At 73.1% G+C, this 13,602-nt stretch carries 9 protein-coding genes; 5 read left to right on the top strand and 4 right to left on the bottom strand.

The annotated features are described in order from the left end of the window. Positions 1-17: 17 nt before the first annotated feature. The 3 genes from AB0G04_RS08025 to AB0G04_RS08015 all read left to right on the top strand — a co-directional run bounded on the left by AB0G04_RS08025 (position 18) and on the right by AB0G04_RS08015 (position 3,141). Entirely contained in the window at positions 18-1,520 is a 1,503-nt protein-coding gene (locus AB0G04_RS08025) for a glycosyltransferase family 39 protein (RefSeq protein ID WP_360978405.1), read from the top strand. Between the two features lie 61 nt (positions 1,521-1,581). Continuing rightward, entirely contained in the window at positions 1,582-2,523 is a 942-nt protein-coding gene (locus AB0G04_RS08020; RefSeq protein ID WP_360978402.1) for a phosphoglycerate dehydrogenase, read from the top strand. Positions 2,524-2,574: 51 nt separating this feature from the next. Further along, entirely contained in the window at positions 2,575-3,141 is a 567-nt protein-coding gene (locus tag AB0G04_RS08015) for a Uma2 family endonuclease (RefSeq protein WP_360978399.1), read from the top strand. Positions 3,142-3,150: 9 nt separating this feature from the next. Here the strand turns inward: AB0G04_RS08015 and AB0G04_RS08010 are convergent, their stop codons facing one another. Continuing rightward, positions 3,151-3,723 (bottom strand): XRE family transcriptional regulator, encoded by a 573-nt coding sequence (locus AB0G04_RS08010; protein ID WP_360978396.1) that lies wholly within the window; start codon positions 3,721-3,723, stop codon positions 3,151-3,153. Between the two features lie 77 nt (positions 3,724-3,800). On the opposite strand from AB0G04_RS08010, the gene AB0G04_RS08005 reads away from it, so the two are divergent. Together AB0G04_RS08005 and AB0G04_RS08000 are read left to right on the top strand one after the other, a co-directional pair. Then, complete coding sequence (locus AB0G04_RS08005; RefSeq protein WP_360978393.1) at positions 3,801-5,375, top strand: bifunctional NAD(P)/FAD-dependent oxidoreductase/class I SAM-dependent methyltransferase; 1,575 nt, start codon at positions 3,801-3,803, stop codon at positions 5,373-5,375. A gap of 103 nt (positions 5,376-5,478) precedes the next feature. Then, positions 5,479-10,755 (top strand): DUF3320 domain-containing protein, encoded by a 5,277-nt coding sequence (locus AB0G04_RS08000; protein ID WP_360978390.1) that lies wholly within the window; start codon positions 5,479-5,481, stop codon positions 10,753-10,755. Here the strand turns inward: AB0G04_RS08000 and AB0G04_RS07995 are convergent. The 3 genes from AB0G04_RS07995 to AB0G04_RS07985 all read right to left on the bottom strand — a co-directional run bounded on the left by AB0G04_RS07995 (position 10,745) and on the right by AB0G04_RS07985 (position 13,602). Further along, positions 10,745-11,263, bottom strand: coding sequence for a DUF6879 family protein (locus AB0G04_RS07995; protein WP_360978387.1), 519 nt, complete (start codon positions 11,261-11,263; stop codon positions 10,745-10,747). The genes AB0G04_RS08000 and AB0G04_RS07995 overlap by 11 nt on opposite strands. Before the next feature lie 118 nt (positions 11,264-11,381). Next, positions 11,382-12,593 (bottom strand): acyl-CoA dehydrogenase family protein, encoded by a 1,212-nt coding sequence (locus AB0G04_RS07990; protein WP_360978384.1) that lies wholly within the window; start codon positions 12,591-12,593, stop codon positions 11,382-11,384. 124 nt (positions 12,594-12,717) lie between these two features. Continuing rightward, positions 12,718-13,602 (bottom strand): MaoC/PaaZ C-terminal domain-containing protein, encoded by an 885-nt coding sequence (locus AB0G04_RS07985; RefSeq protein WP_360978381.1) that lies wholly within the window; start codon positions 13,600-13,602, stop codon positions 12,718-12,720.

Genomic DNA, 13,602 nt, shown 5'->3' with positions numbered 1-13,602 from the left:
CAGCCGGGGGTGACAGGGTGAGCGACACGCAGACCAGAACGAGACCGGAGGCGGTCGCGGTGACGAGCCGGGCACCCACACCGGCGCTACCGAGCCGGCCGCGGCGCCCCGACTGGCTGGTCAGCGTCCTGCCGGGCCTGCTCATGCTCGCTGTCGGCCTGTTCCGCGCCGACCGTCCCACCCTCAGCTGGGACGAGGCCACCTCCGCCGAGGTGTCGTCCCGCACGGTGGCGCAGATCCTGGACCTGCTTCCCCACCTGGACGCCGTCTTCGGCCCCTACTACCTGATGCTGCACGGCTGGTCGGCCCTGGCCGGCACCTCCGAACTGGCGCTGCGCCTGCCGTCGATCATCGCGATGGCCGCGGCCGTGGCCACCACCGCCGAACTCGGGCGCCGGATGTTCACCCCGCTCACCGGGCTCACCGCCGGCCTCATCCTCTGCCTGGTCCCCAACACCTCGCGGTATGCGGCCGAGGCGCGGCCGTACGCCTTCGCCTGCTTCTTCGCGGTCCTCGCCTTCCTCCTGCTGGTCGAGGCGGTCCGGCGGGGCGGCACGAAGATCTGGATCTGGTACGGCCTGAGCGTGCTGCTGCTGGGCCTGTCCCACCTGCTCGCCCTGACCACGCTGGCCGCGCACCTGGCGCTGATCGTGCTGGAGGGGCGCCACCGGGCGCGGCGCTGGGCGGCCGTCGCCGGTGCCGCGATCGTCCCGATCCTGCCGATCGCCTATCTCGGCAGCACCCAGCAGGACACCCAGCTGCACTGGGTCGACCCGATCACGCTGGGCCGGATCCGGGCCATGCCCGCCGAGATCGCCGGCTCCCGGGAAGTGGTGTGGCTCCTGATCGGCCTGGCCGTGCTGGCGGTCTGGCGGCCGCCGCCCCGGCTGGTCCCGCTTGTCGTGCTGGCGGCCGGCCCACCGGTCGTACTGGCCGTGGTGTCGGCCCTTGCCACACCGATGTGGGTGGCCCGCTACCTGCTGGTGATCCTGGCCCCGCTGGCGATCCTGGCCGCCGTGGCCCTGACCGGGCGCGGCATCGGACGCCCCCGCCACACCGTCGCCCGGATCGTGGCTGTGCTCCTGGTGCTCGCCGTCGTCGCGGTGCCCGGCCAGCGTGCGGTCCGCCTCGCCACCGCCAAGAATGGACCCGACTACCGCACGATCGCGAAGATCATCGGAGCTGAGGTGCGGCCGGGTGACGTGATCGTCTATCCGGCGAAGAACCGTGCCATCCGGGCCGGAACCGATCACTACCTGGCCCGTCAGCCGTCCGCCCCGGCCGACCCGCTGGTCCGGGTGCCGTCCGCCCGGTCGGGCTGGCTGATCGCCGAGGAGCACCAGGACGCGATCGGGCATCTCACCGGGGCCCCACGGATCTGGCTGGTCGTCGGCGACCGCCGCGCCGACCCGATCAGCGCCCGCCCCGAACTGCGCCCACTGCTCGGCACCGGATACCGCCGGATCGGCTTCTGGCAGCCGAAACGAGCCACCGTCGCCCTGTACGAGAAGCGCGGCTGACGCCGGTCCCCGCCGTCAGCCGACCTGCCGGCGTGCCGGGCGAACTGGCAAGCTGGCCGCCATGAAGGTTCTGCTGCCCGACACCGTCGAACTCGATCCGAAGCTGCCCGCCGGCGTGCAGACCGCCGTCTACGACACCCGTCGCCCGCTGCCCGAGGAGCACCTCGACGCCGAGGTACTGGTGGTGTGGGGCAACACCCGGGAGAACCTGACCGACGCCGCCGAGCGGCTCGAGCGGGTGCGCTGGGTGCAGACCCTCGCCGCCGGCCCGGACGCTGTGCTGGCGGCCGGGTTCGCCCCGGACGTACTGGTCACCGCCGGTCTCGGCCTGCACGACCAGACCGTCGCCGAACACACCCTGGCCCTGGTGCTGGCCGGCGCCCGCCGGTTGAATCTGCTGATCCGGGCACAGATCGGGCACCGCTGGGCGGGAGAGCTGGGCGGACTGCAGCCGGTCCGGGACGCGGGCTCCTTTCGTACGCTCCGCGAAGCCAATGTCCTGATCTGGGGTTTCGGGGGCATCGCCGCGACGCTCGCCCCGCTGCTGGCCGCCCTCGGGGCGCACGTGACCGGGGTCGCGCGCCACGCGGGGACCCGGCACGGCTTCCCGGTGGTGACCGGCGCCGACCTGCCGGGTCTGCTGCCGTCCACCGACGTCCTGATCAACATCCTGCCGGCCACCCCGGAGACCGCCGGGGTGCTGAACGCCGCGATCCTGGACCGCCTGCCCGCCCACGCCTGGGTCGTCAACGTCGGCCGGGGCACCACCCTCGACGAGAACGCCCTGCTCACAGCGATCCGGTCCGGCCGTCTCGGCGGCGCCGCCCTGGACGTGTTCGACACCGAGCCGCTGCCCGCGGACTCCGGCCTGTGGGACGAGCCGAACGTCATCATCAGCCCGCACGCCGCCGGGGGCCGCCCGCTCGGTGCCTCGGACCTGCTCACCGAGAATCTGGCCGCCTTCGTCGCCGGGACGCCGCTGCGCAACGTCGTCAGCCGCTGACGTGCCCCGGTATTTTGAAGCCGGTGTCCGTTCATGGTTCGGGAGGTGTGTATGACTGCCGGGATGGTCACGCCGGCCTGGATGCATGAGCTGGTGACGGCCGAGCAGTACGCGACGTGGACCCCGGAGCAGTGCGCGGGCATCGAGATCGTGGATGGGATGGTCCTCGTGAGCCCGAGCGCGTCGAAACGGCACAACCGCCTGGCCCGGCTCCTGGCGAACGCCCTGGATGCCGCCGCGGGTCCGGACTGGAACGCCGACACCGACTTCGACGTCCGGCTTCAGGACGTGCCGCTCAACAACCGCCGTCCGGACGTCACGGTCTACCGGGCCGACACCATCGACGTCACGCCGACCCGGCCCGAGCATGTGCTTCTGGTGGTCGAGGTCGTCTCACCCGGATCGGAGACGACCGACCGGATCGTCAAGGCCGAGCAGTACGCGAAGGCGGGAATCCGGTTCTACTGGCGCGTGGAACAGGCCGCGGCCGGTGCGCCTCTGGTCTACACCTACATTCTCGATCCGGCGGCGGGGCGCTACCGGGAGAGCGACGTCTTCGCCGGCGTCGTCAAGCTGACCGTGCCCTTTCCCTTGGAGGCCGATCTCAGCCGGATATGAGGCGGCGGGTCAGGACCCCGTGCTGCGGGCCCGGACGTGGAGGCGTTCGCCCTGCGGCCCGAAGATGTTGATCAACTCGGCGGGCTCGGGGCCGGCGTTCGACAGCGCGTGCGGCAGGCGGGTGTCGAACTCGGCGGCCTCGCCCGCTTCGAGCAGCAGATCGTGGTCGCCGAGCAGCAGGCGGACGCGGCCGGAGAGGACGTAGACCCACTCGTACCCCTCATGGGTCTGCTGTTCCTGTCCGCACGGCGCCGGTCCGGGCGGCAGGATCTGCTTGAAGGCCTGCGGCCCGCCCGGTCTGCGGCTGAGCGGGATGAAGGTGTGGCCGTCGCGCTGGATGGGGCGGGCGCGGACGCGTGGGTCGCCGGTCTCCGGTGCGTCCACGAGTTCGTCGAGGGTGACCTGGTACGCCTCGGCCAGCGGCAGCAGCAGTTCGAGGGTGGGCCGGCGGCTGCCGGACTCGAGCCGGGACAGGGTGCTCACCGAGATGCCGGTGGTCTCGGCCAGACGGGTGAGCGTGATGTCGCGTTGCTGTCGTAGTTCACGTAGCCGGGGACCGACGGCGGCGAGCGCTTTTGCCATAACGGCAACGATAGTTGCCAACCTTCCGGGGCCGGAGCACGGTGGGCGCAGAGACGGGCGAGAGAGGACGACCAGCGATGGAGAAGACGTACGACGTCGTGGTGATCGGTGGCGGCGCGGCCGGGCTGAGCGGGGCGCTGGCGCTGGCCCGCTCCCGGCGGTCGGTGCTGGTGGTGGACAGCGGCGAACCACGGAACGCGCCGGCCGCACACATGCACAACCTGCTGGGCCGGGACGGCACCCCGCCGGGTGAACTGCTGGCCGCCGGCCGGGCCGAGATCATCGGGTACGGCGCCGAGGTGCTCAGCGGTCAGGCCGAGTCGGCGGTCCGGGACGGCGACGCGTTCCGGGTGACACTTGCGGGCCACGGCACGGTCCGTGGCCGCCGGCTGCTGATCGCCACCGGCCTGGTCGACGAGCTGCCGGAGATCCCCGGACTGGCCGAGCGCTGGGGGCGGGACGTGGCGCACTGCCCGTACTGCCACGGCTGGGAACTGCGCGACCACCGGATCGGTGTGATCGCGACCGGGCCGCTCAGCTTCCACCAGGCGCAGATGTGGCGGCAGATCTCCCCGCACGTGCTGATCCTGCTCAACGGCGGGGTCGCCCCCGGCACCGAGCAGAGCGAGGAACTGGCGGCCCGGGGCATCCCGGTGGTGCCGGGCGCGATCGAGGGCCTGCAGATCTCCGGGGACAGGCTGACCGGCGTACGCCTGACCGACGGTGACGTGGTGGCGGTGGACGCGGTGGTCGCCGGCCCCCGGTTCACCGCGCGATCCGGGGTGCTGGAGTCGCTGGGCCTGGAGTCGGCCGCGTTCGAGATGCACGGCCATCTGCTGGGGCGGCGGGTGTCGTCGGACGAGAGCGGCGCCACCACGGTGCCGGGCGTATGGGTGGCCGGGAACGTGACGAACCTGGGCGCGACGGTCGCGGCGGCGATCGCCGGTGGCCAGTCCGCTGCCGCGGCGATCAACATGGATCTGATCGCCGAGGACACCCGGGTCGCGGTCGCCGCCTACCGGGAACGGATCGCCACCATGTTCACCGAGAGTGCCTGGGAGGAGCGGTACCGGGGCCGGGACGCGGTCTGGAGCGGCCGCCCCAATCCGGTGCTGGTCACCGAGGTGAGCGCGACCACCCCGGGCCGGGCCCTGGACGTGGGCTGCGGCGAGGGCGCGGACACGGTGTGGCTGGCGCAGCGCGGCTGGGAGGTGACCGCGGTGGACATCTCGACGGTGGCCCTGGAACGGGCGGCCGGGCACGCGGCCGAGGCGGGGGTGGCTGAGAAGATCACCTTCCGGCACGCGGACCTTCAGAAAGACCCTGCAGGAGAGGGTTACGACCTGGTCAGCGCTCAGTTCATGCACCTTCCGCCGGAGCCGCGCCGGGAGTTGTACACGCGTCTCGCGGCGGCCGTCGCGCCCGGCGGCACCCTGCTGGTGGTCGGCCACCATCCGTTGGACCTGGCCACGTTCGTCGGCCGGATGCACTTCCCGGACATGCTGTTCACCGCCGAGGAGATCGCGGCACTGCTGCCGCCGGACAGCTGGAAGGTCGTCACGGCTGAGGCCCGCCCCCGCCCCGGGACCGATCCGGAGGGCCGTGCCATCACCATCCACGACGCTGTCCTGGTGGCCGAACGCCGCCCGTGACCCCGAGCCCGCCGGCCGTGCTGGAGTACGGCCGGCGGGCTGGATTCTGGGCTAAGCGGGCAAATCGGCAACGTAGCACCGATCGCCTTGCTGGAATGGGCACATGCGGCCGGATGATGCTGAAGGACAGACCGGCCCGGGCGACGACGTCCGGGCCGCGCTCGCGGCCTGGCGCGACGGGATCATCGACCCCGCCGGTGCCAACCGTCTCATCGACCTGCCGCGGGGTGGCGCCGACCTCGTGGAGATCGTCGCCCCCGATCCGGCCGGTGTCGTGGACGCGCTGCGCCAGGGCCGCGACTGCCCGCTGACCGGTACCGGCGCGAAGAAGAGCGCCGGTGCCCTGCGGACCGACCTGCCCGACGGGGTGCTCGAACCACTGCTGCGGCGCCTGCGCCGGCACACCCAGCTGGAACAGGCGGACCGCGGCGTCGACGTGCTGTACCTGGCCGTCGGCCTGCTGCACTGGCAGGACCCGGCCGGTACCGCACACGCCAGCCCGCTGCTGCTGATCCCCGCCGAACTGGTCACCCTCGGCCCCGGCGAGGTGCCGCGGCTGCGGGCCGGCGCCGGTGACCCGGTGGTCAACCCGGCGCTGACCGCCCGGCTGGCCCCGCTCGGCGTCACCCTGCCCGAGGTGGACGACCTGCTGGACGGCGCCGGGCTGGCCGACTTCGACGTGGCCGCGCTGACTGCCGCGATCGGCGCGGCCGTCAGCAGGAAGTCCGGCTGGCGTACCGCCGGGATCGCCGTGCTGGCCCGGTTCGACCCGGCAGCCGAGGCGATCCGCCGCGACCTGCTCGACAACGAGGACCGCATCCTGACCCATCCGGTGGTCCGCGCGCTGGCCGAGGCGGACGGCACACCCGGTGCGTTCGCCTTCGAGCCGCTCTCCCCGGCCGAGATCGACGTGCTGGCCCCGCCCGACGACGTGCCGCTCGTCCTGGACGCCGACGCTGCCCAGCGTGCCTGCGTCGCGGCCGCCTGCGCGGGGCACAGCTTCGTGGTCGACGGTCCGCCCGGCACCGGCAAGTCGCAGACCGTCGCCAACATGATCGGCGCGCTCACCCACGCCGGCAAGCGGGTGCTGTTCGTCTCGGAGAAGGCGTCCGCCCTCGACACCGTTCAGCACCGGCTGGCCGCCGCCGGGCTCGGCAACTATCTGCTCGACCTGCACGGCGCCCGTGCGTCCCGCAAGCAGGTGGCCGCCGCGCTGGCCGCCGCGCTGGAAGCCACGCCGCTGCCCGCGCCGGGCATGGACCCGGCCGCCCGTGACCTGCTCCGCACGCGGCGGGAGCAGCTCAACGCGTACGCCCGCGCCGTGCATGAACCGCGGGAACCACTGACCCGTAGCCTGCACGACGTGATCGGGCGTTTCGCCCGGCTGTCCGGGGTGCCGGAGGTGCCGGTGCCGGCCCTGCAAGCCACCGCCCTGACCGACGCCGCGCTGACCCGGATCCGCGGTGCCGCCGACCGCCTGACCGGGGCGTGGCGGCCCGCCCTCGAGCGCAGCGGGTTCCGGTGGCGTGAGGTGGCCGAACGGGAGCCCCTCGCCGAGGCCCTGCAGGAGGCGCTGCTCGCGCTGGAGGACCTGGCCGCCGCCGCGGCCGTGAACGCGCCGGTCACCAACGCCTTCCACCTGCGTCTGCCAGCCGATGCGGCCACCCTCGCCGAGATCGCCGAGCATGCCGCCCAGCGCCCGCCCGGCGTCGCCGACTCGTGGCTGACCGCGACCACCCTGCGCCCGGTGCGGCAGGCCGCCGAGGAACTCGCCCAGCGGATCGAGGTGAGCCGCCGGGCCGCCGAGGCGGTACGGCATCGCGCCGGTGTCGCGTGGGAGACCCTGGCCGTCCCGATGGAACTGGACGCCGTGCCGCAGCCGCCCCGGCTCGAACCACCGGCCGTACGCCTGGAGCCGCTCACCGCCGCCGAGGCGAAAGCGCTGGCCAGCCGGTTCACCGCCGACGCCGACGAGCTGGAGCACCAGCAACGGAACCTGGACCGGGCGACCAGCCGGCTCGGCCTGCCCGACGTGATCACCTTCTCCGACGTCGAGCTGGTCCACCTGATCACCGAACTCGGCGCCCGGCCGGACAAGCCGGACCGGTCCTGGTTCGCACCCGGTGCGCAGTCGGCCGTCCACACGGCCGCCGGAACGTTGCGGCTGCACGTCGAGGCGGTGCAGGAGGCCCGCGCGGGAGCCCGCGAGATCTTTACCGACGCGGTGCTCACCGAACCGGTCGAGGACCTGGCCGACCGCTTCGCCAACGTGCACCGCGGCGCCCGCAAACTGCTGGCACCGCACCGGCGCGACAAGGAGGCGGTGGCCGCGTTCACCCAGCCCGGCGTCGGCGTCGACCAGGCGGTCGCCGAGCTGGGGCTCGCGGTCGCCTGGCGGCGTGCCCACGAGGGCCTGGTCGCCACCGAACGGCAGCACGCCGGGATGCTCGGCCGCTACTGGAAACGGCTCGACACCGACTTCCCGGCGATCGGCCGGGCCCTGCAGACCGTCGCCGAGGTGCTGCGGGTGACCCCGCCCGAGGCGCTCGGCCAGGTCGTCGAGTACGTCTGCGCCCCGCACGTGGCCGGCGACGAACTGCACCGGGCGGTCACCGAGGCCCGCGACGTGTTCCGGCACTGGCGGGCCACGCTGCGGCCGGAACCCGAGGCGGCGGCCCGCCCGGAACTCGGCCATGGCCCGGTGCAGCACGCCGTCGCCTGGATGCGTGCCCAGGTCGCGCCACTGCGCGACACCGCCGCCGTGCTGCGGCAGCTCGGCGACGCGGTCGGCCGGGACCTCAACGTCGCCGAGGCGATCGGGGTCATCGAGGTACGCCAGGGCGTCATCGACGCCGAGCAGGCGTTCACCGCGGCCGGGCCCGGCTACGAATTCACGCTCGGGCCGGTGTATCGGGGCAAGCAGACCGACCTGCGTGCTCTGGAGAACGCCATCGAATGGACCGCGCACGCCCGTACGCTGCGCACCGGCACCGACGCGGCCCTCACCAACGATCAGGCGCACGCCATGACCGCGGGCCGCCCGACCCCCGACCTGACCGGACTGTTCGAGACCTGGCACACCGCCCGGCAGCGGATCATCGACGCGTTCGGCCCGGCCCGGCAAGTCCGGCTCGGCACCGCTCTGGACCGCTACGAGACCGCCCGTGACCTGCTGCGTGACCTGCTCGACGACGAGTCCGGCCAGCGTGAGTGGTTCGACTATCTGGCCGCCCGTGGCGTGCTGGCCGAGTACGGCCTGGACACGGTCGTCGACTACTGCGCCGACCACGCCGTGGACGTGCGGCAGCTCGGCGACGTGCTCGAGCGGGCCGCCCGGCGGGCCTGGATCGACGCCGTCCTGGCCGAGGACGAGCGCCTGCAACCGCTGGCCTCGGCCGCCCGCGACGAACTGGCCGACGAGTTCCGCCGCCTCGACGCCGAACTGGCCCAGGACGCGGCCGGCACGGTGATCGAGGCGCTCAACGCCCGGCGGCCGGAGGTCACCGGCGCCGGCGGTCCCGCCCTGATCCGGGCCGCCGGCCTGCGCGCGGACGGTCACCCGCCGGTCCGCGACCAGCTCGCCGCCGCCTGGGACACCGTGGCGGCCCTCAAGCCGTGCATGGTCATGCCGCCGTCGGCGGTCAGCCGCCTGCTGCCCGAACAGGCCACCTTCGACGTCGTGGTGATCGACGAGGCGTCCCGGATGACCCCGGCCGCCGCCGTGGCCTGCGCCTACCGTGGCACGTCGCTGGTGATCGTGGGCGACGACGCTCAGCTGCCGCCCGCCGACGACCAGCCGTCGGTACTGGTGGTCGCGAACGACTGCGGCGCCTTCACCCGGCTCGGCCTGACCGGTCACTACCGCAGCCGGCACGAGAGCCTGATCGCCTTCGCCAACCAGGCGTTCTACCAGAATCGGCTGGTCACCTTCCCGGCCGCGCACGACCCCGGACCGGACCTGGGCGTACGGCTGCACCAGACCGGCCCGGAGAACGAGGCGGCCCTGGTCGCCGGACGGGTCCTGCACCACCTCACCACCCGGCCGTCACTGTCGCTGGGTGTCGTCACGCTGACCGCGGCGCACGCCGACGAGATCGCCGACGCGGTGGAGGCCGCCCTGTCCGGTCGTCCCGATCTGGAGAGCTTCCTCGGCGACTTCGTGGTCGAGGGTGCCGACGCCGCGCAGGGCGACGAACGCGATGTGATCATCCTGTCCACCGGTGCCGACCTGGGCGCGGCCGGCGGACCGACCGGCGTCCGCCGCCTCGACGTGGCGATCACCCGGGCCCGGCAGCTGGTCGAGGTGGTCTCCGCGATCAGTACCGCCGAGCGGGAGCCCGCGTGCGAGGGCGAACGCCGCCTGGCCGCATACCTCGACTACGCCGCACGCGGCGGACCGGCCGGCGAGCCGCGGGCGCTCAGCCCGCTCGAGGAGTCGATCCGCGAGACCCTGACCGGCTGGGGACATCCGGTGGACGCGCTGTCGATCGGCATCGGTGTACGCCTGGACGGCTCCTACGTGCTCGGGGTCCGGTGCGACGGCTCGGCGCCGTCGGCCCGCGACCGGGACCGCATCCAGGACCAGGTCCTCGAAGGGCTCGGCTGGCGGCTGCACCGGGTGTGGAGCGTCGCCTGGTACACCGACCGGGAGGCCGAGGAGGCGCGGCTGCGGGTTGCCGTCGAGAACGCGCTGGCCACCCCGGACGTCTTCGCCGACCTGCCGGAGGAGACGCTGACCGCCCGCCCGGCCCAGCGTCCGGAGTGGGCGCTGCCGTACGAGCGCGCCGAAGTGGCACCGCTGCCCGCGGCCACCCGCCTGGACGACGAGACGGCCCGGCGCCTGCTGATCCGTACGGTCGAACACATCGCCGAGGTGGAAGGCCCGGTGCACCTGACCGTCCTGACCCGCCGGATCCGTGAGGGCTGGAACATCAGCCGCCTCACCCAGCAGATCAAGGCCGCGATCGAGGCTGCCGTCCGGCAGTCCCGCACCGGTTTCGACGGCACGTTCGTAACCGCTCCGGACGCGCCGATCCCGGCCGTGCGCGTGCCGGCCGGCGACGTGTCCCGCAAGCCCGACCAGGTCGCCGACGCCGAGCTTCAGCTCGCCCTGGAATACCTGGTGCTGGACGCCGGCCTGGTCGAGGGTGAGGACCTGCTCGCCGCGGCGGGCCGGCTGTTCGGCTGGAGCGGCAGCCGGACCGGCGCCGCCCGGCTGGCCGCGATGCTCGACGACCTGGTGTCGGCGGGCCGGCTCATCGCGCACCGCAACGGGCTGATCGCCGCGCCCGAGAACGACCTGCTCGACCTGCCCGACCCGGCGACCCTGCCGCGCCGGGACGACGCCGACGCCGGTATGCGGATCGAGGTCAACCTTTGACGTAGTCGTCGTGCGGGATGCCGGCCGCCCACAGGGCGGTCCGGACCCGGACGCAGTGCCGCACGATCGCCGGGTCCTCGGTGGCGGCACCGGAGGCGGTGGTGCCGTCCGTCGCGAACAGGGTGAACACCACCCGCCGGTCGTCGAAGAGCCAGAAGTCGTCGTCACCGACCGGCAGTCCGCCGGCCACCGGCCGGGGCAGCCACCGGATCTCCTCACCGGCCTCCACGTTGAACCCGGAGATGTGCAGCAGCCACCGGGTGTAGTCGGCGTGCGGCACCGAGACCACGCGTAGCCGGCGTACGCTGCGGCCGCCCTCGGTCACCTCGCGGACCACGTCGAGCCACGGACGCTGCCAGGCGGCGTCGTCGGGCTCGCCGTCCAGGAACCGCTGGAACGGCGCGGCCTCCTCCGGCGTCCGGTAGAGGTCGCGCACCTCGAGGTGGAACGCGGTCCGCTCGAAGGACCGGAACATCGCGTGGAACGCGCCGGCCGGTAGCAGCAGCATGTTCCCAGCCTGGCCACAGTGGACGACGTGGTCCACTCCGGCCGAACCGTTGACGCAAGGGGAGGAAAACTCGTGTTCAGAAGTTGCGGCGGCCTGCCGCAGCTCCCCGGCGCGCCGATCAGCGGATCTGCACGCCGGAGACGGCCCGGGCGATCACCAGCCGCTGGATCTCGGAGGTGCCCTCGAAGATCGTGTAGATCTTGGCGTCCCGGTACATCCGCTCGACCGGGTGCTCGCGCAGATAACCGGCGCCGCCGAGGATCTGGATCGCCTTCTCGGTCACGGCGACCGCCACCTCGCCGGCCTTCAGCTTCGACATCGAGCCCTCGCCGGCGGTGAACGGCTTGTCGTTGCGGCCCATCCACGCGGCGCGCCACACCAGCAGGCGGGCAGCGTCGATCTCGGTGCGCATGTCGGCCAGCGCGAACGCGATCGCCTGGTTCTCGATGATCGGCCGGCCGAACTGCACCCGGTTCTTCGCGTACTCGAGCGCGTACTCGTACGCCGCCCGCGCGATACCCAGCGCCTGCGCCCCGACCGCCGGCCGGGACAGCTCGAACGTGCGCATCGCGGCCTGCCCGGACCGCCGCTGGCCCTCCCGGGCCCGCGCCAGCCGTTTGTCCAGGGCCTCCTTGCCGCCGAGCAGGCAGCTGCCGGGCACCCGCACGTCGTCGAGGAACACGTCCGCGGTGTGCGAGGCCCGCAGTCCCAGCTTCTTCAGCTTCCGGGTGCCGGCCAGGCCCTTCGTGCCGGGCGGGACCACGAACGCGGCCTGCCCGCGGGAACCGAGTGACGGATCGACGCTGGCCATGACCACGTGGATGTTGGCGATCCCGCCGTTGGTGGCGTAAGCCTTCTGGCCGCTGAGCACCCACTCGTCGGTCGCCTCGTGATAGACCGCCCGGGTCCGCATCGACGCCACATCGGAACCGGCTTCCGGCTCGGTGCTGCAGAACGCCGCCACCTTCGGGTCGGCCGCGTCGCCGAAGCACTGCGGGATCCACTCGGCCATCTGGTCCGGCGTGCCCGACCCGAAGATCGCCGCCACCGCGAGTGACGTGCCCGAGATCGCCATCCCGATCCCGCCGTCACCCCAGAACAGTTCCTCGTTGGTGATCGGCAGGCTCAGGCCGCTCGTGTCCGCCCAGGTGTTGGCGAGGAACTCGAAGCCGTACAGCCCGATCTTGGCGGCCTCCTGCAGGATCGGCCACGGAGTCTCCTCCCGCTCGTCCCACTCGGCCGCGGCCGGTCGCACCACGGACTCGGCGAACCCGTGCACCCAGTCGCGCAACTCGGTTTGTTCGTCGTTGAGATCGAGCCAGAACTCCACGGACAGCCCCTCCGCCAGCAGGTTAACTCGTCGGTAACCTTACGAGTGCGCCATCGCCCTGACAACCACATCGATCAAACCCGATCATGCCGTACGGCGGTACTCCGGGCCGGTTCTGCCTGTCTCAGGTGCGGCCGGCGGTCGGTGGGGGAGCGGGCGTCACGGTTCCGGTGAGGTGGGGGTGGCGGGACGTCAGGGCGAAGGTCCAGCCACCGTCGGCCGGGGTGGCGGTGAAGGTGGCGCGGCCCGGAAGCAGCACCGGCTTCCGGAAGGCGACATCGACCGTGAAAGCGTCCGGCAGGCGGCCCTCCAGCGCGGCCAGAGCCCGGGCCTTGCTCCACATGCCGTGCGCGATCGGCCGGGGGAACCCGAACAGCCGCGCCCCCAGCCGGGACGTGTGGATCGGGTTCCGGTCGCCGGAGACGGCGGCGTAGTCGGTGCCGACCCGCTCCGGCACCCGCCAGAGACTCCCGCCGTCCACCGTGGCCGCCGCGCTGTCACCGGACGACCTGTTCACCGGAGCACCGGCCGTCCGGGGCCCGAGACGCAGATAGGTGGAGACACCACGCCAGACCTCGGTGCCGTCGATCGCGGCGGTCGCGACGACGTCGAACTGACGGCCCCGCGGATGGTCGCGCAACGCCTCGGCGCGGACCGCGAGGTCGAGGGCGGCACCCGACGGGATCGGACGGCCCATGGTGATGCGGTTCTGGATGTGGACCAGGCCGATCAGCGGCAGCGGGAAGTCCGGGGCCGTCATCAGGCGCATGGCCAGCGGGAACGCCAGCACGTGCGGATAGGTGGCCGGCAGCGTGTCGGTGAGCCGGAACCCGCAGACCCGGTCATAGGCGCTCAGATGCGCCAGGTCGGCGGTGACCCCGCGCTGCCGCAACTCGACGTCGGGCAGCGTGCCGCCCCGGGGTGCGAAGCCGGGGACCAGGCCGAGCGCCGCCCGGGCGTACGCCGCCGTGGTGCCCGGCCCGGAGCTCAGTTCGACGACCGCCACCAC

The sequence above is a fragment of the Actinoplanes sp. NPDC023801 genome (assembly GCF_040639655.1).
GTDB lineage: Bacteria > Actinomycetota > Actinomycetes > Mycobacteriales > Micromonosporaceae > Actinoplanes.
This window is presented reverse-complemented; position numbering and strand designations above follow the sequence as displayed.

What these genes read in the sequence shown, in the direction of transcription:
- AB0G04_RS08020 (WP_360978402.1), top strand. Translation starts at nt 1,582, where the DNA reads ATGAAGGTTCTGCTGCCCGACACCGTCGAACTCGATCCGAAGCTGCCC.
- AB0G04_RS08015 (WP_360978399.1), top strand. Translation starts at nt 2,575, where the DNA reads ATGACTGCCGGGATGGTCACGCCGGCCTGGATGCATGAGCTGGTGACG.
- AB0G04_RS08010 (WP_360978396.1), bottom strand. Translation starts at nt 3,723, where the DNA reads ATGGCAAAAGCGCTCGCCGCCGTCGGTCCCCGGCTACGTGAACTACGA.
- AB0G04_RS08005 (WP_360978393.1), top strand. Translation starts at nt 3,801, where the DNA reads ATGGAGAAGACGTACGACGTCGTGGTGATCGGTGGCGGCGCGGCCGGG.
- AB0G04_RS08000 (WP_360978390.1), top strand. Translation starts at nt 5,479, where the DNA reads ATGCGGCCGGATGATGCTGAAGGACAGACCGGCCCGGGCGACGACGTC.
- AB0G04_RS07995 (WP_360978387.1), bottom strand. Translation starts at nt 11,263, where the DNA reads ATGCTGCTGCTACCGGCCGGCGCGTTCCACGCGATGTTCCGGTCCTTC.